Origin of the sequence: Corynebacterium sp. (assembly GCF_022712275.1) — a bacterium.
Taxonomy (GTDB): Bacteria; Actinomycetota; Actinomycetes; order Mycobacteriales; family Mycobacteriaceae; genus Corynebacterium.
Genome location: NZ_JALAGU010000032.1, coordinates 34,217 through 56,646 on the forward strand (window position 1 = coordinate 34,217; position 22,430 = coordinate 56,646).

The 22,430-nt window shown below is 67.1% G+C and carries 16 protein-coding genes and 1 tRNA gene; 10 read left to right on the forward strand and 7 right to left on the reverse strand.

What is annotated here, in order from left to right:
• Positions 1-13: 13 nt before the first annotated feature.
• The 4 genes from Q0A27_RS07080 (at position 14) to Q0A27_RS07095 (ending at position 2,788) form a co-directional block, all read left to right on the forward strand.
• Entirely contained in the window at positions 14-1,336 is a 1,323-nt protein-coding gene (locus Q0A27_RS07080; protein WP_291474359.1) for a DNA polymerase III subunit delta', read from the forward strand.
• A gap of 116 nt (positions 1,337-1,452) precedes the next feature.
• Positions 1,453-1,528: transfer RNA gene (locus tag Q0A27_RS07085), tRNA-Thr, on the forward strand.
• 334 nt (positions 1,529-1,862) lie between these two features.
• The gene (locus Q0A27_RS07090; RefSeq protein ID WP_291474360.1) at positions 1,863-2,117 is read left to right on the forward strand and encodes a hypothetical protein; all 255 of its coding nucleotides are present in this window, start codon (positions 1,863-1,865) and stop codon (positions 2,115-2,117) included.
• Between the two features lie 95 nt (positions 2,118-2,212).
• Positions 2,213-2,788 (forward strand): TIGR03086 family metal-binding protein, encoded by a 576-nt coding sequence (locus tag Q0A27_RS07095; protein ID WP_291474361.1) that lies wholly within the window; start codon positions 2,213-2,215, stop codon positions 2,786-2,788.
• A 24-nt stretch (positions 2,789-2,812) separates the two neighbouring features.
• On the opposite strand, the gene Q0A27_RS07100 is transcribed toward Q0A27_RS07095, so the two are convergent.
• Together Q0A27_RS07100 and Q0A27_RS07105 are read right to left on the reverse strand one after the other, a co-directional pair.
• A complete protein-coding gene (locus tag Q0A27_RS07100; protein ID WP_291474362.1) occupies positions 2,813-3,229 on the reverse strand; it encodes a YccF domain-containing protein in 417 nt (138 codons plus the stop codon).
• Positions 3,229-5,340, reverse strand: a complete 2,112-nt coding sequence (locus Q0A27_RS07105; protein WP_291474363.1) for an acyl-CoA dehydrogenase family protein — start codon at positions 5,338-5,340, stop codon at positions 3,229-3,231. Before Q0A27_RS07105 ends, Q0A27_RS07100 begins: the two co-directional genes overlap by 1 nt.
• 86 nt (positions 5,341-5,426) lie before the next feature.
• Here Q0A27_RS07105 and Q0A27_RS07110 point away from each other — a divergent pair, with 86 nt between their 5' ends.
• Entirely contained in the window at positions 5,427-6,707 is a 1,281-nt protein-coding gene (locus tag Q0A27_RS07110) for an MFS transporter (RefSeq protein WP_291474364.1), read from the forward strand.
• Here the strand turns inward: Q0A27_RS07110 and Q0A27_RS07115 are convergent.
• From Q0A27_RS07115 to Q0A27_RS07125, 3 genes are all read right to left on the reverse strand, one after another.
• Complete coding sequence (locus tag Q0A27_RS07115) at positions 6,643-7,926, reverse strand: hypothetical protein (RefSeq protein WP_291474365.1); 1,284 nt, start codon at positions 7,924-7,926, stop codon at positions 6,643-6,645. The genes Q0A27_RS07110 and Q0A27_RS07115 overlap by 65 nt on opposite strands.
• Before the next feature lie 3 nt (positions 7,927-7,929).
• Positions 7,930-9,090, reverse strand: a complete 1,161-nt coding sequence (locus Q0A27_RS07120) for an alpha/beta hydrolase family protein (protein ID WP_291474366.1) — start codon at positions 9,088-9,090, stop codon at positions 7,930-7,932.
• Between the two features lie 274 nt (positions 9,091-9,364).
• On the reverse strand, positions 9,365-10,798 hold the full coding sequence (locus Q0A27_RS07125) for an alpha/beta hydrolase family protein (RefSeq protein ID WP_291474367.1): 1,434 nt from the start codon (positions 10,796-10,798) through the stop codon (positions 9,365-9,367).
• A gap of 379 nt (positions 10,799-11,177) precedes the next feature.
• Here Q0A27_RS07125 and lpdA point away from each other — a divergent pair, with 379 nt between their 5' ends.
• Both lpdA and Q0A27_RS07135 read left to right on the forward strand, forming a co-directional pair.
• Positions 11,178-12,602: a dihydrolipoyl dehydrogenase gene (gene lpdA, locus Q0A27_RS07130; RefSeq protein WP_291474368.1), complete on the forward strand. Its 1,425-nt coding sequence runs from the start codon at positions 11,178-11,180 to the stop codon at positions 12,600-12,602.
• 151 nt (positions 12,603-12,753) lie between these two features.
• The gene (locus Q0A27_RS07135; protein ID WP_291474369.1) at positions 12,754-13,932 is read left to right on the forward strand and encodes a hypothetical protein; all 1,179 of its coding nucleotides are present in this window, start codon (positions 12,754-12,756) and stop codon (positions 13,930-13,932) included.
• 32 nt (positions 13,933-13,964) lie between these two features.
• On the opposite strand, the gene Q0A27_RS07140 is transcribed toward Q0A27_RS07135, so the two are convergent.
• Together Q0A27_RS07140 and aceA are read right to left on the reverse strand one after the other, a co-directional pair.
• Complete coding sequence (locus Q0A27_RS07140) at positions 13,965-14,201, reverse strand: helix-turn-helix domain-containing protein (protein ID WP_291474370.1); 237 nt, start codon at positions 14,199-14,201, stop codon at positions 13,965-13,967.
• A 253-nt stretch (positions 14,202-14,454) separates the two neighbouring features.
• Positions 14,455-15,744: an isocitrate lyase gene (gene aceA, locus Q0A27_RS07145; protein ID WP_291474371.1), complete on the reverse strand. Its 1,290-nt coding sequence runs from the start codon at positions 15,742-15,744 to the stop codon at positions 14,455-14,457.
• 434 nt (positions 15,745-16,178) lie between these two features.
• Here aceA and Q0A27_RS07150 point away from each other — a divergent pair, with 434 nt between their 5' ends.
• The 3 genes from Q0A27_RS07150 to Q0A27_RS07160 all read left to right on the forward strand — a co-directional run bounded on the left by Q0A27_RS07150 (position 16,179) and on the right by Q0A27_RS07160 (position 22,224).
• Entirely contained in the window at positions 16,179-18,383 is a 2,205-nt protein-coding gene (locus Q0A27_RS07150) for a malate synthase G (RefSeq protein WP_291474372.1), read from the forward strand.
• 271 nt (positions 18,384-18,654) lie between these two features.
• On the forward strand, positions 18,655-19,470 hold the full coding sequence (locus Q0A27_RS07155) for an HAD family phosphatase (RefSeq protein WP_291474373.1): 816 nt from the start codon (positions 18,655-18,657) through the stop codon (positions 19,468-19,470).
• Between the two features lie 39 nt (positions 19,471-19,509).
• Positions 19,510-22,224, forward strand: a complete 2,715-nt coding sequence (locus Q0A27_RS07160) for a glycoside hydrolase family 65 protein (protein ID WP_291474374.1) — start codon at positions 19,510-19,512, stop codon at positions 22,222-22,224.
• Positions 22,225-22,430: the final 206 nt, after the last annotated feature.

A 22,430-nucleotide genomic window follows, 5' to 3' on the forward strand; every position in this document is an offset into this window, starting at 1 on the left:
TACACTCGCCACCATGACCACCCCCGCTGTACCCGTTGAGCCTGACGTGTCCGACGTCTTCTCCCGCGCCGCGCTGAGCCCGCACGTGATCCGCCCGCTGCGGGACGCCGTGCTCTCCGCCCGCCAGCGCGTCGCTGACGGGGACCGGTTCGGGGTCGTGGAGGACGCCGTGAATGACGCGGCGATGACCCACTCCTGGCTCTTCACCGGCCCGCCCGGGTCAGGGCGCTCCGTTGCGGCGAAGGCCTTCGCCACCGCCCTGGTGTGTGACAACCCGTCCGTGGTGGGGTGCGGGGAGTGCGACCAGTGCCGCTCGGCGGCCGCGGGCTCGCACCCGGACATCTCCTGGATCCGCACCGACGGCGTCACCATTCCGGTTGAGGCAGTACGCGACATCATCCGCACCTCCGCGGTGCTGCCGTCGGTGGCCCGCTGGCGTGTGGTGATCGTGGAGGACGCCGACCGGCTCGGTGACCCGGGCGCCAACGCCCTGCTCAAGAGTGTCGAGGAGCCGCCGGCACACACCGTGTTCCTGCTCTGCGCCCCGTCGACCGACCCGGAGGACATCTCCATCACCCTGCGCTCGCGGTGCCGGCACGTCTACGTGCCCACCCCGTCGAAGGAGGAGGTCGAGGCGGTACTCCGGGCGGATGCGACACTGGGGCTCGGTGACGAGCAGGCGCACTGGGCGGCGGAGGTCTCCGGTGGGCACATCGGCCGGGCGCGTCACCTGGCCTCGGATGAGGCGGCGCGGACCAAGCGGGCGACCGCGCTGAAGCTGCCCGGGCTGATCTACCGCTCGGGCGAGGCGTACCGGTTCACCGCGGAGCTGGTGAAGACGGCGACGACGGAGGCCGCGGCGGCACTGGAGGAGCGGGACGCCCGGGAACTCGCGGAGCTGGAGAGCTCGCTGGGCATGGGCGCGAAGGGGCGCGGTGTCGCCCGGGCGCAGACCGGTGCCGCGGGTCAGATCAAGGAGCTGGAGAAGCAGCAGAAGAACCGGCGAACCCGGATGCTGCGCGACTCGTTGGATCTGGCCCTCATCGACATCGCGGGGCTGTACCGCGACGCGATGATGGTGGCGGTCGGTGCGGTGGACGTCGGGTCTTCCAGGGGTGCCGGGGGCGCCGGAGGCGCAGACCCGGTCGGTGGTTTCCTCCACCCCGACCAGCAGAAGGTGTCCCGCGAACTGGCCCGACGTAACTCCCCGGAATTGCTCGTGCGCTGCATCGACGCAGTGACGGACTGCCGGGAGACGCTGCGCCGCAACGTGAAGCCGGAGGTCGCTCTCAACGGGATGGTCGGGCGGCTGCGCGAGTGCTGCGGGCAGGTGTGACGGGGTGGCGGACCCGTCCAGGGCAGGGCACTGAACCGGCCCCTGAGCAGGTCGTTGCGCTGGTGTGATGCCTGGTTTGTGGGTGTAGTGTGGCGTCCGTTAGAATGACCGACCGTGCCGCTTTAGCTCAGTCGGCAGAGCGTTTCACTCGTAATGAAAAGGTCGCGAGTTCGATTCTCGCAAGCGGCTCCATCCGAAGCCCCAGGTAGAACCACGGTTCACCTGGGGCTTCGTGTATATCCGGCTACTCTTCGCGTTTGGCAGTCGCAAGTGCACAGCGGCATCTGTTCCTGTCGACTCGGCTGGCTCAGGCGACAGGAACAGATGCCGCGGTGCAGAGAGGGCTGCCAGACGCTTTCCCGCGGAACCCGCGGAACCCGCGGAACCCGCGGAACCCGCGGAACCTGCGGGACCTGCGGGACCGACGCTTCCCCGCGGAATCGGCAGTCTCCGTGATCGTTTCCCGGTAGTCTCGTGTCAGACGGTAAGTGACCGTCATTCACCACAGAGGCACAGGAGCCACCGCATGTCCGACAACGGAAACCAGTACAGCTACACCGATCCCGTGACCGGGGACAAGGTCATCGTCGCCGGCGAGGAACAGCACCACGACCACTTCGCCGTCCTCTACCGCGAGGACGCGAACAACGCCTGGAAGTTCAACGGCGCCCACCAGCAGAAGCGCACCGCCGAGCTCTCCATCGAGCACCTGTCCGCACAGCGTGAAGATGACGAGTTCACCATCGTCGACCTGGCTCCGGAGCCTGCCGTCGCAGAGTAGGGGCCACCGGACACGGCGTTGCGGCCACCGGACACGACCATGGGGCAGGCGTATCCTCGGTGAGGATCAGAGATACCCCTGCCCAGGAGGCTTCCATGGCACTGTCCACCACCACCGCCGACCGGTTCCGCGAGGTCGCCGCCGGTTTCACCGCGCAGACCGCGGACATCACCGCCGACGGCTGGGACGCGCAGACCCCCTGCACGGAGTGGAAGGCCCGTGACCTCGTCGGACATATCATCAGCTGGGCGGGACCGGCACTGGAGGACGCCGGGGTGGAGGTCAATCTCACCGAGGACAAGCACTCGGACCCGGCCGGGGCCTGGAAGCAGTTCGTGGGTGTCGCTCAGGCCGCACTTGAGAACCCCTCCGTCGCAGACTCCCCGGTCGCCCGCGGTCCGATTCCGGGTCAGTCCCTTAACCGCAATGTCTCCGGTTTCCTCATCCCGGACATCTTCATGCACACCTGGGATCTTGCCCGGTCGCAGGGCCGGGACGTGGAGCTGGACGACGATTTCGCCGAGAAGAACCTCGCCGGCTTCATGGCCCTCGGCGACAAGCTGCGGGTCGGCGGCTCCTTCGGTGCTCCGGTCGAAGCCCCGGCGGACGCCACCTCCACCGTCCGGCTCATGGCCTACGTCGGCCGAGACCCCCGTTTCGGTCTGGACTGAGGCACCACGGGCCGGACTGGCTGTCTACTGCGCGTACCCGGGGTAGTGCACCGGCGCATGCGCCATGTCACGGGACTTCACGACCCGCTTGCCGAAGGGGAAGCAGGTCACCGGGATGAGCTTGAGGTTCGCCCACGCCAGCGGCAGTCCGATGACCGTGATCGCCAGCGCCAGGGCCGTGGCGATGTGTCCCAGCGCCAGCCACAGGCCAGCGACCAGGAACCAGATCACGTTGCCGATGCCGGACGCCACGCCGGAACCCGGGGCGTCCACGACCTCACGGCCGAACGGCCAGAGCACGTAGCCGGCGACCCTGAAGGACGCCACCCCGAACGGGATCGTCACGATGAAGATGCACGCGATGATGCCGGCGAGCACATAGCCGCAGAACAGCCAGAACCCGGACAGCACCAGCCAGATGATGTTGAGGAGTACCCGCATCACATTCCTGCGGCGGGGTTCGTCGAGGAGCGGAAGGTCAGTGCCGTCGGGTCGGTGACATCCTCCAGTAGCGGGACGTCGAGGACGGAGGCCGGCACCGCGAAGGCGTCCACCAGGGTCTCGGACCAGGGGCCGAGGGAGTCGACGAGGTCGTTGAGCGCGGCCCGGGCGGCCTTGGTGCGCGCACCGTTGAGCAGATTCTGCTCCTGGTACCAGCCGGCGTTCCCGTTGATGATGTCCAGGACGTAGACGTCACGGATCTGTTCCATGATCTTCTTTGCCTGGGAGTCCGCCAGGGCGGACTCGGTCTCCAGCAGGCTCTCCAGCACGATGCGGTCGACGTGCGCCCACGCGCAGGAGAGCATGTGGTCCTGGCAGCCGTCGACGAGCGCGGCGGCGTCCTCGGTGGACATCTTCTGGGCGGGGCGGATGCGGCGGATGAGGCTCATCAGCAGCCGGTCTTCGCGCTCGGTGAGCAGTTCGACCTGGTAGGCCGGGTCGAACAGGGAGGTGGTCTCCCGGTCGGTGACCGAGTCGACGAGGTTCTGGATGATCTTCTCGGCGGCGGTACGGCGCTTGAGCAGCGTGCCGAAGTTGTCCAGACCGAAGCGGACGATCTCCAGCGGGCCGAGGTTGCCCATCTCGCGGGAGAAGCCGGTGAGCAGCTCCTTGGCGGCGAGCTGGATCATCACCACGTTGTCGCCCTCGAAGGTGGTGAAGACGTCGGAGTCGTCCTTGAAGGTGGTGAGGAGGTTCTCGGCCATGTAGCCGGCGCCGCCGCAGGCTTCGCGGCACTCCTGGATGGTCCGGGTGGCGTGGGTGGTGTTCGCCGCCTTGAGCGCGGCGGCGTGCGCCTCGAGCTCACGCTGGTCGGCGGACTGCTCCTTGGTCATGTCGGTGCGGTCCGGGATGCTGGTCTCCAGCTCGTTGAGCCGGGAGATCAGCTTGTTGGACGCGGTCTGCAGCGCATAGGATTTCGCGATGAGCGGGATGAGACGCAGCCGGTGCTTGCGGTGCTCGATGAGCTTGGACTCCGGCAGCGAGTCGTCCGCGGCGAACTGGCGACGCTTGTTCGCGTACTTCGTGGCGATGGCCAGCGAGGTCCGGGCGGCGGAACCGGCGGACGCGCCGACGGTGATGCGGCCTCGGATCAGAGCGCCGAGCATGGTGAAGAAGCGGGCGCCGTCGGACTCGATGGGGGAGGAGTATTCGCCGGCCTCGGAGACGTCGGCGAAGCGGTTGAGCAGGTTCTCCCGGGGGACGCGGACGTGGTCGAAGCGCAGGGTGCCGTTGTCCACACCCTTCAGTCCACCCTTGTACATGTGGTCGCCGATGTAGACGTCGGGCAGGACCTTACCCTCAGCGTCCCGCAGATCGACGACGAGGCAGTGGACGCCGTGGGACTCGCCCCAGGACTCGGGCACGGTCGCGTCGGCCGGCTCCTCGTAGTCGCCGGCGGGAGTGTAGAGCTGGCAGAAGACGGCGGCCTTGGTGGCGTCCTTCGCGGCGTTGCCGATGTACCACTTCTCGGCCATGGGGGTCGGGGTGTGGATGACGAATTCGCCGGTGGCGCGGTCGTAGACGGCGGTGGTCTCCAGGGACTGGACGTCGGAGCCGTGGCCGCGCTCGGTCATGCCGAAGGACCCGGGGATGCGCAGCTCCATGATGTCCTTGATCAGCGGGATGTGGCGGTCGGTGCCGAGGTTCTCCACGGCACCTCCCCACAGGCCCCACTGGACGCCGGCCTTGACCATCAGGGAGAGGTCGGCGCCACCGACGGTCTCCAGAGACGCCAGGGTGGCGCCGATGTCCTCGGTGCCGCCGTGGTCCTTACGGAAGGAGCCGCGGGGTGAACCGGTCGACAGGACGTCGAAGAGCTGGGACATGGTGCGCTCGCGGGCTTCGTCGAGTGGCAGGGTGTCGTCGGCGCGCAGTCCCTTGGCGTCGATGAGGGCCCGGGCGGCGTCGCGGGCCTCGGCGTAGGGGCCGTCGAGGGCCGCCTTGAGCTCGGCGGCGACGGCGGCACGTTGGGCGTCATCGGCGAGAGCGCGGAGCTTCTCCGGGGTGTCGCCGTCACGGCGGGTGAGTCCGGTGGTGTCGGTGTTGGTCATGCCTCCCGATGATACGTAAGGTGACTGCCCTCCAAAGGTAGGACCACATTGCGTCGCAGGTGGAGTGGGGGTCTACGATGTATCTCATGACTGAACAGGAGCAGCCGGACAATCCGGCACCGCACAGGGGAACTGCACGCGCCAGGGGCGGCCGGGCGTGGCTCATCGTCGCCTTCGCTGTATTCACTGTCGCCTGGGGCGGCAACGAAGCCACCCCGATGCTCGTCTTCTACCGTGGAGAGGCGGTCTTCAGCGACGTCTTCATCGACTCTCTCCTGGTCTCCTACGCCGTCGGTATCGTCGTCGCACTGCTTCTCGCAGGCCCACTGTCCGACCGTTACGGACGCAAGCCTGTCATGCTTCCGGCTCCGCTGATCGCGCTGCTCGGCAGCATCTTCATCGCCGCCGGCGAGACCACCGAGTGGGCGATCTTCATCGGTCGCGTCCTCGCCGGTGTCGGCGTCGGCATTGTCATGTCCGCCGGTGGATCCTGGATCAAGGAACTCTCCGTAGCCCCCTTCGACCCGAACTCCCGGCCCGGTACCGGGGCCCAGCGCGCCGCGATGTCGAACACCGCCGGTTTCGGGCTCGGCGCCGGTGTCGCCGGTGTGCTGGCCGAATGGGGGCCGATCCCCGGCCAGCTGCCCTACATCGTCCATACGGTTCTCTCTGCCATCGCCCTGGCCGGTATCCTCGCCATCCCCGAGACCCGTCAGTCCGCCCATCTCAAGGTCCACGGCTCTCTGTGGACGGACCTGAAGATCCCCTCGGTGAAGGACCGTCGCTTCCTCACTGTCGTCGCTCCGATGGCCCCCTGGGTCTTCGGTGCGGCCGGTGTCTCCTACGCGATCATGCCGCGGCTGGTCCAGGACCAGGTCTCCACCCCGATCGCCTTCTCGGCACTGCTCACGGTGGTCTGCCTGGGCTGTGGCTTCGCCATCCAGCAGTTCGGTTCACGGATCAACACCGCGCACAGCGCCCGCGGCCCGATCCTCGGCCTGTGTCTGGTGCTTGTCGGCATGATCCTCGCCACCGTCTCCGCCGGCGACATCGCCATCTGGAACACGGTCATCGTCGCGATCGTCCTCGGTGTCGGCTACGGCCTCTGCATGGTTTCCGGTCTCACGGAGGTCCAGCGTATCGCCGGCCCGGATGACCTCGGCGGGCTCACCGCGGTGTACTACGCCCTGACCTATGTCGGCTTCTTCTTCCCGATGATCCTCACCGAACTGTCCGACACCTTCGAGTACACCGGGATGCTGGGCTTCGGCATCGTCATGGCGGCGCTCTGCCTGGCCGTCGTCACGGCGTTCTCGAAGAAGAACCTGCCCGTCGAGAAGCCGGCTGTGACGCTCTCGAAGGCCTGATCGCCACGAGATGCACCGCCGCACCGACCAGGGGGGCCACACCGACGGCGAGGGCGGCGCGCACGGCCGGGTCGGCTCCGGTGGACAGCAGTGCGACCGCCACGGCTGTCGCCACGATCCAGCCGGTGACGTAGACCCCGTGGCGCTCGGCGGACAGCACCGCCGCCCCGGTGACCATGAGTATCGCCAGTGCGCCGGAAGCCGTGGTCAGTACAGTGAACGTCGCGGCGTCCGCCACCAGCTCCGCGGGGAAGAAGAGGGACGCCACGGGGACCGCGAACAGCCACGCGAGAACACCTCCGGCCAGGGACGCCGCGACGCACCCGCTGAGCAGTCGCAGTACAGAGGGGAGCGGGGCGTCGCGGTGTCCGGTGAGGTGGACAATGAGCGCGGGGAGGAAACGCTGCAACGGCACGAGCAGCGGGGCACGTGTCAACGTGACGGCGGTGATCACCGCGGCCAGTGCGCCGGGGGCGGCGTCGGTCGAGGTGACCGTGAGGAGCACCGGGAATCCGGTGATGAGCAGGGCGTTCGCCCCGGAGGCCACCATGGCCGCACCACAGCGGCGCAGGAACTCCCCGGTCGGCACATCGGCGACGGCCCGCAGGACGCCACGTACCGGTCCGGCGGCAGGACGCAGTGCCGTCACCGCCAGCCCGGTCCATGTTGCAGCGCCGATCACGGTGACCAGCAGGAACGCGGTGAGGCGCCAGCCGGCCGCCCAGGCCAGCGCAGCAAGTAGGACGCGGACCGCACTGTCCACGCTGATCAGCCAGGCGTAGGTCCGCCACCGCCCGGAGGCGGACAGGAGTCCGCACACGGTGGCCTGCACGGCGTAGCAGGCCAGGCCGACGGACAGCAGCGTGACTCCACCGGTGTCCGGCAGCAGCCGGTCGGCCCAGAGCGGGGAGGACGCGAAGACCATCCCCCCGGTGCCCAGGCCCACCCCGGCGGCGACGGTCAGCGGGCGGGCGCGGTGTGCGTGCGTGCCGGTCTCCATGTCGGTGCCCCTGTGGCGGCGTCGGGCTGTCACCGCCCGCGTCGTCTCCTGCAGAAGGCCGTCGAGCACGCCGGTGCAGGCGAAGAACAGGCCCCAGTAGACGGTGAAACGTTCATAGTCCGCCGGGTCCAGGGCATGTCCGGCAAGCACCGTGACGGCGTAGCCGGACACCGCGACGACAAGTGTCGCCGCGGTCAGGGCACGTCCGGCTCGTTGCACGGGCTACAGGCTATACGCCGGGGCCTGTACCGCGAGGCCGCGGGACAGGGTGGGCCAGGCACGGGGGAGTTCGGAGGCGAAATGTGCCCAGCTGTGGAGACCGTGGGCGGGATAGTTGAAGGTGGCGTCCACGTCAGTGCCGGCGAGGGAGTGTTCCAGGTCGACGGTGCAGGACTTCGCTCCGATCTCCAGCCCGGGACCGAAGACCACACTGGTCGCCAAATCGACGGGGTCGGTGATCTGTGAGATGCCGGCGGCCTCCTCCGTGGTGGGAACACCGGTGGATGCCGAGAAATACAGCGGAACCCGGGAGCCCTGCACCTCCGGGGTGAGCTTGTCGAGGTGGAGAGCAGGATTGTTGGCGTGGGCGGCGTCCCCCTCCACCGGGCCCCAGAGTTCCTCGGCGGTGGCGCCGGAACCGTCACGGCCGACGACGACATCGACCATCTGGCGTCCCTGCCGCGAGGTCGTGTCGTAGCAGCCGGAGATCGCGGCGGCCGCGGAGTAGAACCCGGGATTGTCCTCGACGAGCTGCAGGGCGGAGGTCGCTGACATGGACATACCGAGGACGGCCCGGACTCCGTTCGCGTCCAGCGCGTCCTCCAGCGGCCCGGGCAGTTCCTCGGCGAGGTAGGTGGCCCACTGCTGGATCCGGCCGCCACGGTCGGCCCGGTCGAGCGTGGAGCTGGAGTACCAGTCGGAGTAGTAGGAGTTCTTCCCGTCCACCGGCATGACGAGGTTGACGTCCTTGTCGGCGAAGAACTCCACGGCCCCGCCCTTGCCGAACCACTGGTTGCGCTCCTTGCCGCCGTCGACTCCGTTGAGGAGGTAGAGGGTCGGCGCATCTGGGGCGGCGGACGGGCGTACGAGCAGCGGGATGTTCCGGTTCATCGACGGGGAGTAGGTCCAGACCTCCTCGACCTCCGGGTGCTCACTGAGGGTGACACGCCAGTCGGACTCTTCGACGGTGAGCCCCGGGGTGGTGGAGTCGCGGTGGACGGTGGCGGCCCCGGTGGCGGTGGGTCCCGTGGTGGTGGGGTCCGCTGCCGCGGTGGCCGCGGTGACTCCGGTGAGAACTCCGCCAGCCAGCAGAATGCCCAGTGAGCTGAGCAGTGAGGTGGTACGGAGGCCGATGGTGCGGCGGCAGACCAGTGAAAACGTCATGGGGTTCCTGTCGTGAATGATGGTCGTCGTAGGACGGCGTAACCGTAGTGACTTTACGCTGGTAGGACTGCTCACTGCCGGGCTATCGGTGTCATGGTGACGACACTCCGGTCTGGCGTCCGGGCCTGTTGTCAGCCAGGCCCATCATCCCGCAGAGCGAGTGCATCATCTCGCGCGTACCGAGAAGGCCCGCCGCACACCGGTCGTCGGTGTGCGGCGGGCCTTGTCGGGAGTCAGTCCGGAACCTCAGTCCCGGGAGTAGCGAGGAGAGGAGTTACTGCTCGCCGTTCGCTGCGGCCTGCTCTGCCTGGGCCTGCTGGAAGGCCTCGGTCAGCAGCGGCAGGGAGCCTGCATTGCCGATGCCCTGGTTCCTGTCCAGGTAGTCGGCGGCAGCCTTGTCCCGGGTGGCGATGGCCTCCGCCTCATCAAAGCCGAGGCCACGGGCGATGGTCGGCCAGGACTCGAACATGTCGTCCTGCCAGTAACCCCACTGGTGGGTGCCGGTGTTCCGGAAGTTGTAGGTGATGTTGTTGTTCTCTTCGGTCACACCGGCTTTGTCGGCGGCGGCCTTGAAGAGATGGGTGCAGACGTTGGTCGCGCCTTCGATGACGCCACCCTCGGTCGCCGGGGTGATCGAGCCGACCGGGTTGCCGCGCAGGCGGTCCCCGGAGGCGACGTCGTGCTCACCCATCAGGCCGGTACCGGCGGAGATGTAGATGTTGTGCTGATCCTTCAGCTTCCCGACATTGAGCTGGGCATCGTTGCGACGTGCGACGGCGCCGCCACGGGGACCCCACATCTGCTCGTAGGTGGCGTCGCCGCGGTCGAGGACGAGGTCGACCCCCAGTTCGGCGGTGCCGGTGGTGGCGGGACAGCCGGAGTAGGACGCGATGGCGTCGTAGAAGCCAGGGTTCTGCTCACCGAAGACCAGCACGGAGGATGCGGACATCGACATGCCGATGATGGCGCGCTCGTCGCTGGTGGACTGGAAATGGCCGCTCTCGCCCTCCGTACCCTCCATCGCTGCGGGCAGTTCCTTGGTGAGGAAGGTCTCCCACATCTGCTTGGTGCCGACGCCGTTGCCGTCCTCGTCCAGCGTGGGGTGCTCGAGCTCCCAGTCGGTGTAGTAGGAGAAGGCGCCGGCCATCGGGATGACTACGTTGACGTTGGAGCCGTCCTGCACTTCACCGTTCTCGTCGGTGTGGCGGCCGATCTCATTGCCGTAGAACTCGATGGCACTGGTCTGCTGCAACCAGTTGGCCCGACCGGTGCCACCGTCGGCACCGTTGAGCAGGTAGACAGTGGGGGCGCTTTCCGGGTTGACGTTGGCGCGGATGGTGACGACCGGGATCTCGCGTCCGCCCATCGCCGGAGACTTGACGGCCAGCTCCTCCATTCGGCCGTATCGGTCGCCGGCCTTGCCACCGTCGGGCTTGGGGGTCCCGTCCTCGTTCGTCTCGTCCGACTGCCGGTACACCCACTGACGCCAGCCGGCCTCGTCCTCGGGGACGTAGCCGTTGGCCTCGGCGGCCGCCTGGGTCTCGAAGGGCTTGAGTGTGGGCTCCTGTGAGGCGTCCTGGGCGGACGCGGACGGCGTCGTATCGCCGTAGTTCACCGCCACAGCGGTCAGCGGCAGTGCGGCAACCAGGGCGGCTGCGGCGACTCGGACAGAGCGGGGAGCGACACGGCGAGCGGCGTGCGTGGACATTCAGGCCTCGTGATTCTTCGACGTCACTTGTGGTGGAGAGTTCTCGCCGGGGTGATCGTCCGGGAAGACGGAGGCGTTACCACCGTCACGCGGCGAGATACAACGTTGTACACAGTAACATGCCAGTGCCCTGTACGATTATGCCGATTGTCCCCGACAACGCCCCCCAATTCCAGGAGTATTCCGTGAACCTCAGCTTCTTCGACCAGATCCTCGTCAACACCAACGAGATCATCGGCGGTGCGATCAACAACGCACTGGCGTTCATCACCAAGTTCTTCGTCTAGAGGGTCCTGTCGTCGAACGGGAGCGGAGCGTCCCCCAGGGGTTCCTGACCCCCGACGCGACGTATCAGCCCTGAGCGCGTACCATTGATTCCGTGGCTGAACATTATGACGTAGTAGTTATCGGCGCGGGCCCCGGCGGGTACGTCGCCGCCATCCGGGCGGCCCAGCTGGGTCTGAAGACCGCCGTTGTCGAGAAGCAGTACTGGGGCGGTGTCTGCCTCAACGTGGGCTGCATCCCGTCCAAGGCGCTGATCCGTAACGCGGACATCGCGCACATCCTCACCCACGATGCCAAGACCTTCGGCATCAGCGGTGACAACATCAGCATGGACTACGGGGTCGCGCACAAGCGGTCCCGTAAGGTCTCTGCGGGCATCGTCAAGGGTGTCCACTACCTGATGAAGAAGAACGGCATCACCGAGATCGACGGTCTCGGCACCTTCACTGACGCGAACACCGTCGAGATCTCGGAGGGGAAGGACGCCGGCAAGACCGTCACCTTCGACAACGCGATCGTCGCGACCGGTTCCGTCGTGAAGTCCCTGCCGGGGGTGCACATCGGCGGCAACATCGTCTCCTTCGAGGAGCAGATCCTCGACGAGGACGCCCCGAAGTCCATGGTCATCATCGGTGCCGGTGCCATCGGCATGGAGTTCGCCTACGTGCTGGCGAACTTCGGCGTGGACATCACCATCGTCGAGTTCATGGACCGCGTCCTGCCGAACGAGGACAAGGACGTCTCCAAGGAGATCGCCAAGCAGTACAAGAAGCTCGGCGTCACCCTGAAGACCGGTCACAAGACCACCGCCGTCCGCGACCTCGGCGGCGCCGCCGGTGTCGAGGTCGACATCGAGGCCGCCGACGGTTCCAAGGCCGAGACCATCAAGGCCGACCGCGTCATGGTCTCCATCGGTTTCGCCCCGCGGGTCGAGGGCTTCGGCCTGGAGAACACCGGTGTCAAGCTCACCGAGCGTGGTGCCATCGACATCGACGACCGCATGCGCACCAACGTGCCGCACATCTACTCCATCGGTGACGTCACCGCGAAGCTCCAGCTCGCGCACGTCGCCGAGGCACAGGGTGTCGTCGCCGCGGAGACCATCGCCGGCGTCGAGACCCAGGAGCTCGGCGACTACATGAACATGCCGCGCGCCACCTTCTGCACCCCGCAGGTCGCCTCCTTCGGTTACACCGAGGATGCCGCCCGCAAGCGTGCCGAGGAGTCCGGCCGTGAGATCAAGGTCGCGACCTTCCCCTACTCCGCCAACGGTAAGGCCCAGGGCCTCAACGAGGGCGTCGGCTTCGTGAAGATCATCGCGGATGCCGAGTACGGCGAGCTCATCGGTGCCCACATGGTCGGCCCGGACGTCTCCGAGCTGCTGCCGGAGCTCACCCTGGCGCAGCGTTTCGACCTCACTGCCGAAGAGATCGGACGCAACGTCCACACCCACCCGACCCTGTCGGAGGCCATCAAGGAGGCCGCCGAGGGCATCACGGGTCACATGATCAACCTGTAGGTCCGTCCTGCGTCACCGCCCCGGTCACTGTCCCTGTGGCCGGGGCGCTGTCATGCGCGGGGGCGTAGATACAGCCGTGTGCACCCGCCGTACGCTGTCGTGCGCGCGGCGCTGATGCGTCCTTCCCCGTGGTGAGGGTACGATTCTGGCCATGTCAGAGGTGCCGGAGAACGGGGTCCCCGCTGAGGATCATGCCGACGAGTATGCCGAGGAGCATGTCACCGTCATCGGCGTGATGGTCGACCGTGGACTGCCCGAGAAGCGCGTCATCAGTGCGCTGGCGAAGTTGGGCATCCGGCCCGACGACTCGGACATCACCGACGAGAGCCTGCGCTTCAGCGGTCACCCGCGGGTGCAGGTGCGCACCGCGTCCCTGCCGATGCGCCTCGACGGCAGTGTGCGGCTGGCGGACACCACCCCGGACATCATGAGATCATACGGCTGGGACCGGATGATCTACGTGACCGATCTGCCGTTGACGACGCGCCGCCCGGTCATCAGCCAGACGGTGCACCGCGGCACGGTCACGATGCTCTGCCTGCCCGCCTTCGGACTGCTGCGTGGCCGTGAGGCGCTGCGTCAGGAACTCAGTCGTCTGTTGCGTGGGAAACCGGCCGGAGCCGGCATCCGCGAGAAGGTCACTGAAGGTGAGGACATCGAGGGTGGTGACGCCGGGGCGGATGTCACCCGCGTGATCGAGGGGCGGGGACGCGGCCTCCGACTGCTCCTCGGGATGATCGCCGGCAATCAGCCTGAGCAGCTGTTCAAGGTCCTCACCGGCTGCCTGGCCATTGCGGTGGCGACCGGCGCCTACGGCATCTTCTACGGCTCGATGTGGCAGATGTCGCACACCGTGTCCGTGCTGCGCATGTTCATCATCAGTGTCTTCGCTATCGGCGGACTCACGTTCTGGCTGGTCTACCACAACGGACTGTGGAACAGGTGGCCCGACCGGGAACCGGACAGTGTGGCCCAGTGGCGCGCCAGGATGGACAACCGGGCCACGGTCGGAACCGTGGTCATCGCCGCGGTGATGATCTACACGACCGTCTTCCTCGCCCTGCTGGTGTTGTCCGTGGTCATCGTGGACACGAACTACTTCCGTTCCCAGGTCAACGACGAGCCCTTCCCCTGGGGCTACGCGAAACTGGCGTGGCTCACGGCGTCATTGGGTACCTTCGCCGGGGCGATCGGGTCCAGCTTCGACAATGACGACGCCATCCGCGAGGCCACCTACAACCGGCGTGAGCACCTGCGTCGGCAGATCACCGGCCTCTACGAGGACAAACCCCCGTCACGGCTGCGCCCTCAGCGGCGTAACCCGTACTGAGCAGGTGGCCGGGTCACCCGTCCCGACCTGCTTCAGGCGGTGAATCTGCGGCGGTAGGAGACCGGTGTGGTCCCGGTGGTGCTCCTCAGCCGGGCCCGCAGTGTGGCGCCGGTGCCGAAGCCGACCAGGTCGGCGATCGCGTCCACGGTGAGGTCCGTGTTCTCCAGCAGTTCCTGGGTGTGGCGGACCCGCTGGGCGGTGATCCATCGCGCAGGCGTGGTGCCGGTTTCCTCACGGAATCGGCGGAGGAAGGTCCGCTGGCTCATCACCGCATGATCGGCGCGGGTGGTCGCGGCGGCGCTGTGCGGGGGCGGGTTGTACTGAGTGTCTCGGTGTCGCGTCCGGCGGTGCTGCGATCTGCGGCGCTGTGCCAGCAGGAGACGGGAGCGGCCGGTCGTCCGTGACGTGTCGTGTGCCCGAGGTCGCCGACGGAGCGGACGCAGAACCGCCCTGTGCGCCGGGGGTGTGGCGCACAGGGCGGTGGGGTGTCACCTGAGGGTGACGGTCAGTTCCGGTCGGAGACTAGAACTGGCTCTCCTCGGTGGAGCCCTTGAGGGCGGTGGTGGAGGAGTTCGGGTCCACGGTGGTGGCGATGCGGTCGAAGTAACCGGCGCCGACCTCGCGCTGGTGCTTGACAGCGGTGAAGCCACGGGACTCGGCCTCGAACTCGCGGTTCTGCAGGTCCACGAAGGCGGACATCTGGTTGCGGGCGTAGCCGTGGGCCAGATCGAACATGGAGTAGTTGAGGGCGTGGAAGCCGGCCAGGGTGATGAACTGGAACTTGAAGCCCATGGCGCCCAGCTCGTTCTGGAACTTGGCGATCTCGTCGTCGTCCAGGTGGGCGGACCACTTGAAGGACGGGGAGCAGTTGTAGGACAGGAGCTGGTCCGGGAACTCGGAGCGGACGCCCTCAGCGAACTTCTTGGCGAGCTCGAGATCCGGGGTACCGGTCTCCATCCAGATCATGTCGGCGTACGGAGCGAAGGACTTCGCACGGGAGATGCAGGGCTCGATGCCGTTCTTGACGTAGTAGTAGCCCTCGGCGGAACGCTCACCGGTGAGGAACTCGTGGTCGCGCTCGTCGACGTCGGAGGTCAGCAGGGTGGCGGCCTCGGCGTCGGTGCGGGCGATGACGACGGTCGGGGTGTTCGCGACGTCGGCGGCCAGACGGGCGGAGTTCAGGGTACGGACGTGCTGCTTGGTCGGGATGAGGACCTTGCCGCCCAGGTGGCCGCACTTCTTCTCGGAGGCCAGCTGGTCCTCCCAGTGGGTGCCGGAGGCGCCGGCCTTGATCATGGCCTTCTGCAGCTCGTAGACGTTCAGGGCGCCACCGAAGCCGGCCTCACCGTCGGCGACGATCGGGACGAGCCAGTTGTCGACGGAGGTGTCACCCTCGACGCGGGCGATCTCGTCGGCGCGGGAGAGGGCGTTGTTGATGCGCTGGACCACGGACGGAACAGAGTTCGCCGGGTACAGGGACTGGTCGGGGTAGGTGTGGCCGGAGAGGTTGGCGTCGCCGGCGACCTGCCAACCGGAGAGGTAGACGGCCTTCAGACCGGCGCGGACCTGCTGGACGGCCTGGTTACCGGTCAGGGCACCCAGGGCGTTGATGTAGCCGTCGCCCTCCTCGTTCACGGCGTTCCAGAGGATCTCAGCACCACGCGTAGCGAGGGTGTGCTCCTCGACGACGGTGCCCTGGAGCTCGGCAACCTGCTCGGCGGTGTAGTCGCGGGTGACGTTGGCCCAACGGGGGTTCTCGTCCCAGTCCTTCTGGATTTCGGCGGCGGTACGCGGCTGTCCGACGTTCGACATGTGTTAAACACACTCCCTTAAGTGGTGGAGATGGCGGTTACAACGCTGATTCCGGCTACCCCGGGGGCGGCTGCTCCCCGGCCGGATCTGCTGGGCTTGAGAATACAGGGGGAAAACGGCACGTCAAAGCAAATACGTGATCCAGCCCACGGCGGGGGTAGTACGATCGTACCGTTTTGCCGGTTCTCACATGATGGCATTGTTCATCCCACCTAATGGTCGAAAATCGCTTGGTCCAGCGTTAATGTGCGACCCGCGTCACGTAAGGGCACGCTGCAGTACGCGAGTGAACCTGGGTTCGCCCGTCCGGAACGGGGTAGGGCCGGGGGTGGTAGGCCGTTCCCTGGAGCACGGATGACTCCCCTCGGTGACATGGCTCACCTAGTCTGGTGACCGTATTGCGGACAAGTCGATATGTGAACGAAGGAGTTTCCATGACACAGCAGACGGAGCGCATCACCGCCGGTGGCCTCGAGGTCGCCAAGACCCTCTACGATTTCGTCAACGGCGAGGTTCTGCCGGGCACCGGGGTGGACCAGGAGAAGTTCTGGGAGGGCTTCGGCGCCATCGTCGCCAAGCACACCCCGCGCAACCGTGAGCTGCTCGCCAAGCGGGATGATCTGCAGGCGAAGCTGGACGAGTGGTACACGCAGAACCCGGGCACGCAGGACGCCGAGAAGTACACCTCCTTCCTCAAGGAGATCGGCTACCTCGTCGACCAGCCCGAGGACTTCGAGATCCGCACCGAGAACGTGGACGCCGAGTTCGCCACCACCGCCGGCCCGCAGCTGGTCGTGCCGATCCTCAACGCCCGCTTCGCGATCAACGCCGCGAACGCCCGCTGGGGTTCCCTCTACGACGCCCTCTACGGCACCGACGTCATCCCCGAGGAGAACGGCGCCGAGAAGGGCAAGGGCTACAACAAGGTCCGCGGTGACAAGGTCATCGCCTGGGGCCGTGACTTCCTCGACGAGGCCGTGCCGCTGGAGTCCGGCTCCCACGCCGACGTCGACAGGTACGACATCACCTCCGGTCAGCTCGCCGCCGTCATCGACGGAAACGAGGTCCACCTTCAGCAGCCCGAGGTCTTCGTCGGCTACGCCGGTGAGAAGGACGCCCCGACCGACATCGTGCTGAAGCACAACGGTCTGCACATCGACATCCAGATCGACCCCGATTCCCCGATCGGCAGCACCGACAAGGCCGGCGTCAAGGACATCGTCCTCGAGGCCGCCGTCACCGCCATCATGGACTTCGAGGATTCCATCGCCGCGGTGGACGCCACCGACAAGGTCCTCGGCTACCACAACTGGCTCGGCCTGAACCAGGGAACGCTGGCCGAAGAGGTCTCCAAGGGCGGCAAGACCTTCACCCGTGAGCAGAACGACGACCGCTACTTCACCGCGCGCGACGGCTCCGAGCTCCGCCTGCACGGTCGATCCACCATGCTGTGCCGCAACGTCGGCCACCTGATGACCAACCCCGCCATCCTCGACGCCGAGGGCAACGAGGTCTTCGAGGGCATCATGGACGCCGTCATCACCTCCGCCTGCGCCATCCCCGGCACGGACCTGGACAACCCCCGCCGCAACTCCCGCGAGGGCTCGATCTACATCGTCAAGCCCAAGCAGCACGGTCCGGAGGAGTCCGCCTTCACCAACGACCTGCTCGCCGATGTCGAGGACCTCCTCAACCTCCCGCGCTTCACCCTCAAGGTCGGCCTCATGGACGAGGAGCGTCGCACCTCCGTCAACCTGGACGCCTGCATCGAGGCCATCGCCGACCGCGTGGCCTTCATCAACACCGGCTTCATGGACCGCACCGGCGACGAGATCCACACCTCGCTGCTGGCCGGCCCGATGTTCCGTAAGCCGAAGCTGAAGGCCTCCCTGTTCATGGAGTCCTACGAGAACAACAACGTCGACGCCGGCCTGGCCCACGGTCTCTCCGGCAAGGCCCAGATCGGTAAGGGCATGTGGGCCAAGACCGACCTGCTCGCCGAGATGGTCGAGCAGAAGATCGGCCAGCCGCGCCAGGGTGCGTCCACCGCATGGGTCCCGTCCCCGACCGGCGCGACCCTGCACGCCACCCACTACCACGTGGTCGACGTCTACGCCGTCCAGGAGAAGCTGATCACCGACGGTCGCCGCGACTCCATCCCGGGCATCCTCACCGTCCCGGTCGCCGCCGCGAAGGTCGGCGAGGGCGACGCCACCTGGACCGCCGAGGAGATCCAGGAGGAGCTGGACGACAACTGCCAGTCCATCCTGGGCTACGTGGTCCGCTGGGTCGAGCAGGGTGTCGGTTGCTCCAAGGTGCCGGACATCCACGACATCGACCTCATGGAGGACCGCGCCACCTGCCGCATCAATTCCCAGCTGCTCGCCAACTGGCTCAAGCACGGTGTGGTCACCGAGGAGCAGGTCATCGAGGCCCTCCAGCGCATGGCCGCCGTGGTCGACCGTCAGAACGCCGGTGACGCCGCCTACCGCGACATGGCCCCGGACTTCGAGAACTCGGTCGCCTGGAAGGCCGCCCGTGACCTCGTCCTGCTCGGCACCACCCAGCCCTCCGGCTACACCGAGCCGATCCTCCACGCCCGCCGCCTGGAGTTCAAGGAGCTGCACGGTATCGCCTAAAGCGATCCCCTGACACCGTCAGGCACCACCACGCACCACCACGCACCACCTTCACCACGCGCCTCCGTGACGGCCTGCCCTCCCCGGGCAGGCCGTTTCCGGTGTTCCGGGGCCTTGTCCCGGGCCCACCGTCATGAGTCCTGCACCACCGTCATGAGAGAATCCCACCGCAGTTCAGCATCCTGAAGCGGGATCTTCCCGTGCCGCCCGGGCGGTTCCCATGACGCCGCTACGCCGCGCGCGGCGTCCGCAGGCAACCTACGATGGTGGAATGACAGCAGACCTGCCTGACAACCTGCCTGACAACCTGCCTGACCTAGCCGTCTTCGACGCCGTGCTCTTCGACCTTGACGGTGTCATCACCCCGACCGCCGACCTCCACCGCCAGGCCTGGTCCGTGGTGTTCACCAGGTACTTCGTCGAGCGCGGTGTCGCCCCGTACACCGAGCGGGACTACTTCGACCACATCGACGGCCGGCCGCGCAGTGAGGGAGTGGCCGCGGTGCTGGCGTCCCGCGGGATCACGCTGCCCGCCGACCGCTCCGATCCGGAGTGGGAAGGGGACAAGGGCGAGGACGCCCCCACCGACGAGACAGTCCTCGGTCTCGGCCTGCTGAAGAACAACGACTTCCTCGCTCTGCTCGACCGGGGTATCTCGGCCTACCCCGGATCCGTCGCCCTGCTCGACGCTCTCACCGCCCCGGGGACCACCACGCGTGTCGCCGTGGTGAGCTCGTCGAAGAACGCCCGCCCGGTCCTCACCGCCGCCGGACTCATCGACCGTTTCGAGGTCATCGTCGACGGCAATGTCGCCGCCGCCGAAGGGCTGCCCGGCAAGCCCGCCCCGGACACCTACAGCTACGGCGCGGAACTCCTCGGCGTGCCGTCGACCGGAGCCGTTGTCGTGGAGGACGCCACCTCCGGTGTCGCCGCGGGTGCCGCCGGTGACTTCGGACTCGTCCTGGGCGTCGATCGCGGGGCCGGTGCACAGGCGCTGAAGGACGCCGGGGCGGACGTCGTCGTCGCCGACCTTGCCGTCCTCGTCGACCAGCTCGGCACCTCCGACGGCTCCTCTGCCGTACGCTGAACCACTGATCGATCCTGCATCCGACCGAAGGGACATTCCGTGACCGACACCAACGACCGGACCGACCACCTCGAGGAGTTCCTGGCGCACCGTCGTCGGGTGGCGTCCGTCGTGAACCGCCCTGTCGGTGACGGCGGCGGGCCGGCGGAACCCGCCGACTACTTCCCGCCGGGGTACCGCACCGACGTGCACCTCGACGACGTGGACCCGCTGGAACTGGTCGACCGGAGCAATCACCCGGTCGATGAGTGGGGCTGGCATGAGCGTCGTCCCGGCCGTACGGACGCCGAACTCGGTCTGTCGGAGACCATCTTCGCCCTCTCCAACGGCTACATGGGACTGCGCGGCAACCCGCCGGAGGGTCGCGACTCCCACGAACACGGCACCTTCATCAACGGTGTCCACGAGACGTGGAACATCGAGCATGCCGAGGACGCCTACGGTTTCGCCCGCGAGGGCCAGACCATCGTCCAGGTGCCGGACGCCAAGCCGATCCGCCTGTACATCGACGATGAGCCGCTGCGCCTCGGTGTCGCCGAGGTCGAGGACTACGGCCGCACCCTCGACTTCCGTGAGGGTGTCGAGCGCCGCAGTTTCATCTGGCGCACCCAGTCCGGCAAGCGCGTCCGCGTCGTCAGCGAGCGGATGGTCTCCTTCCAGGAGCGTCACCTGGCGCTGATGAGCCTCGAAGTCGAGCTTCTCGACTCGGACGCCGCGGTCGTCATCTCCTCGCAGATCCTCAACCGGCAGGACGGGGAGGACGAGTTCTCCTCGATCCTCGACACCTACGCGGCGTCCTCCGGGGCGGCGGACCGGGCAGACGCCCATGCGGCCGACGTCAACGGTGGTGCGGACCCCCGCAAGGCCGAGAAGATCGCCGGCCGGGTGTTCCAGCCGACCTACCGTGCCAGCTCCGAGGACCAGCGGGTGACGCTGGGGTACCGGGTGACGAACTCCGGGATGACCGTCGCGGTGAGCATGGACCATGTCCTCGACGTCACGCAGGCGCGGGGTACCGGCGGATCGGGTGCCCCGGCGTCCTCCGACGCGGTCGGTGGTGTGGAGATGCACACCGAGATGCGCGACGACGTCGCACGCGTCATCTACCACGTCGACGGGACCCGCGGTCTGCGTCTGCGCCTGGAGAAGTTCGTCTCGTACCATTCCTCGCGCCACGTGTCCGCCGAGGAACTGGCCTTCCGGTGTGCCCGCACGATCAACCGTGCCCGTCAGGTCGGCTACCGCACCCTCCAGGCCAACCAGGCCGAATGGCTGGGGAAGTTCTGGCGCCGGTCCGACGTCCGGATCCCGGGCCACCCTGAGCTGCAGCAGGCGGTGCGGTGGAACCTCTTCCAGCTGATCCAGGCGTCCGCCCGGGCGGAGACCCAGGGTGTGCCCGCCAAGGGGCTGACCGGATCCGGCTACGGCGGCCACTACTTCTGGGACACCGAGGTCTACGCCCTGCCGTTCCTCACCTACACGAACCCGCAGTTCTCCCGGAACGCGCTGCGGTTCCGCTACCTCATGCTGCCGCAGGCGAGGGAACGTGCCCGCGAGCTCTCCCATGACGGTGTCCTGTTCCCGTGGCGGACGATCAACGGGCACGAGTCCAGCGCCTACTACGCGGCCGGCACGGCGCAGTACCACATCGATGCGGACGTCACCTACGCCCTGATGAAGTACGTCTACGCCACCGGAGACGCCGAGTTCCTGCTGGACGAGGGTGTCTACATCCTCGTCGGCACAGCCCGGTTCTTCATGTCGCTGGGCTTCTTCGACCCGACGGGGGAGAAGTTCCAGATCCACTCGGTGACCGGGCCCGACGAGTACACGACAGTGGTGAACAACAACCTGTACACAAACGTCATGGCGCAGTACAACCTCCGGGTGGCCGCCGACGTCGCCCGGCAGATGCGCAGTGAGCGCCCGGAGGCCTTCCAGAACCTCGCCGACCGCACCGGGCTGTCCGAGGACGAGCTGGACCTGTGGGACCGGGCGGCCGAGGCGATGTACATCCCCTTCGACGAGCGGATGCAGATCCACCCGCAGGACGACCAGTTCCTGAACCGTCAGCTGTGGAACCTCGATGACCCGGCGGTGGGGGCGAAGCGCCCGCTGCTGCTGCACTACCACCCGTTGACGATCTACCGGTACCAGGTGCTCAAGCAGGCTGACGTGGTCCTCGCCCTGTTCCTCCAGGGGCACGACATGCCGACGGAGGTGAAGAAGCGCGACTACGCCTACTACGACCGTCTGACGACGGGCGACTCCTCGCTCTCGGCGGTGGTGCAGTCCATCATGGCCGCGGAGCTGGGGTTCCGGGGCACGGCGATGAGCTTCTTCCTGCGCGGCCTCTTCCTCGACCTGGAGAATCTCCACGGCAACAGTGCCGACGGCGCGCACATCGCGTCCTGCGGTGGTGTGTGGAGCGCCCTGGTCTACGGGTTCGGTGGTTTCCGCGATGACTACGGCCGGTTCAGCATCGACCCCCGCCTGCCTGAGGACTGGGAGCAGCTGGAGTACAACGTGACACTGCAGGGCTACCAGATCCGGGTTTCCGTGGAGAAGGCCGCCGTGGAACTCCAGATCGTCGACGGTGGCCAGGGGCTCGTCGGTCCGGTGACCGTGCTGGGGCAGGACGTGGTGATCGGTTCGGAGCCGGTGCGGGTCGAGGGCACCACCACTCTGGTGTCCGAGGAGGCCGGACTGTCGGAGTCCGTGCCGGCCGCCGATGTCGTATTCGTTGAAAAATGATTCTGATATAACGATATCGACCGGAATAACCGCCCGTTCTGACGTGCCGTGGCGTGTCAGGACAGGCGAACCTCACTTATAAAAGGCTCAAATTCTGCGTTTGACCTGCATAACGACCCGTTCACATAACGGGCGTACTGGAGGGCTGTGATCTTTTTCACGGAGCGGGGGTCCAGTTAGTGTTTGCCACTCTGGCAGTCGTACAG

Excerpts from the sequence above, each read along its gene's own strand:
- Q0A27_RS07100 (WP_291474362.1), bottom strand. The coding sequence starts at position 3,229 with ATGCGGGTACTCCTCAACATCATCTGGCTGGTGCTGTCCGGGTTCTGG.
- Q0A27_RS07090 (WP_291474360.1), top strand. The coding sequence starts at position 1,863 with ATGTCCGACAACGGAAACCAGTACAGCTACACCGATCCCGTGACCGGG.
- aceA (WP_291474371.1), bottom strand. The coding sequence starts at position 15,744 with ATGTCGAACGTCGGACAGCCGCGTACCGCCGCCGAAATCCAGAAGGAC.
- Q0A27_RS07105 (WP_291474363.1), bottom strand. The coding sequence starts at position 5,340 with ATGACCAACACCGACACCACCGGACTCACCCGCCGTGACGGCGACACC.
- Q0A27_RS07155 (WP_291474373.1), top strand. The coding sequence starts at position 18,655 with ATGACAGCAGACCTGCCTGACAACCTGCCTGACAACCTGCCTGACCTA.
- Q0A27_RS07110 (WP_291474364.1), top strand. The coding sequence starts at position 5,427 with ATGACTGAACAGGAGCAGCCGGACAATCCGGCACCGCACAGGGGAACT.
- Q0A27_RS07080 (WP_291474359.1), top strand. The coding sequence starts at position 14 with ATGACCACCCCCGCTGTACCCGTTGAGCCTGACGTGTCCGACGTCTTC.
- Q0A27_RS07150 (WP_291474372.1), top strand. The coding sequence starts at position 16,179 with ATGACACAGCAGACGGAGCGCATCACCGCCGGTGGCCTCGAGGTCGCC.
- Q0A27_RS07125 (WP_291474367.1), bottom strand. The coding sequence starts at position 10,798 with ATGTCCACGCACGCCGCTCGCCGTGTCGCTCCCCGCTCTGTCCGAGTC.
- Q0A27_RS07120 (WP_291474366.1), bottom strand. The coding sequence starts at position 9,090 with ATGACGTTTTCACTGGTCTGCCGCCGCACCATCGGCCTCCGTACCACC.
- Q0A27_RS07095 (WP_291474361.1), top strand. The coding sequence starts at position 2,213 with ATGGCACTGTCCACCACCACCGCCGACCGGTTCCGCGAGGTCGCCGCC.
- Q0A27_RS07135 (WP_291474369.1), top strand. The coding sequence starts at position 12,754 with ATGTCAGAGGTGCCGGAGAACGGGGTCCCCGCTGAGGATCATGCCGAC.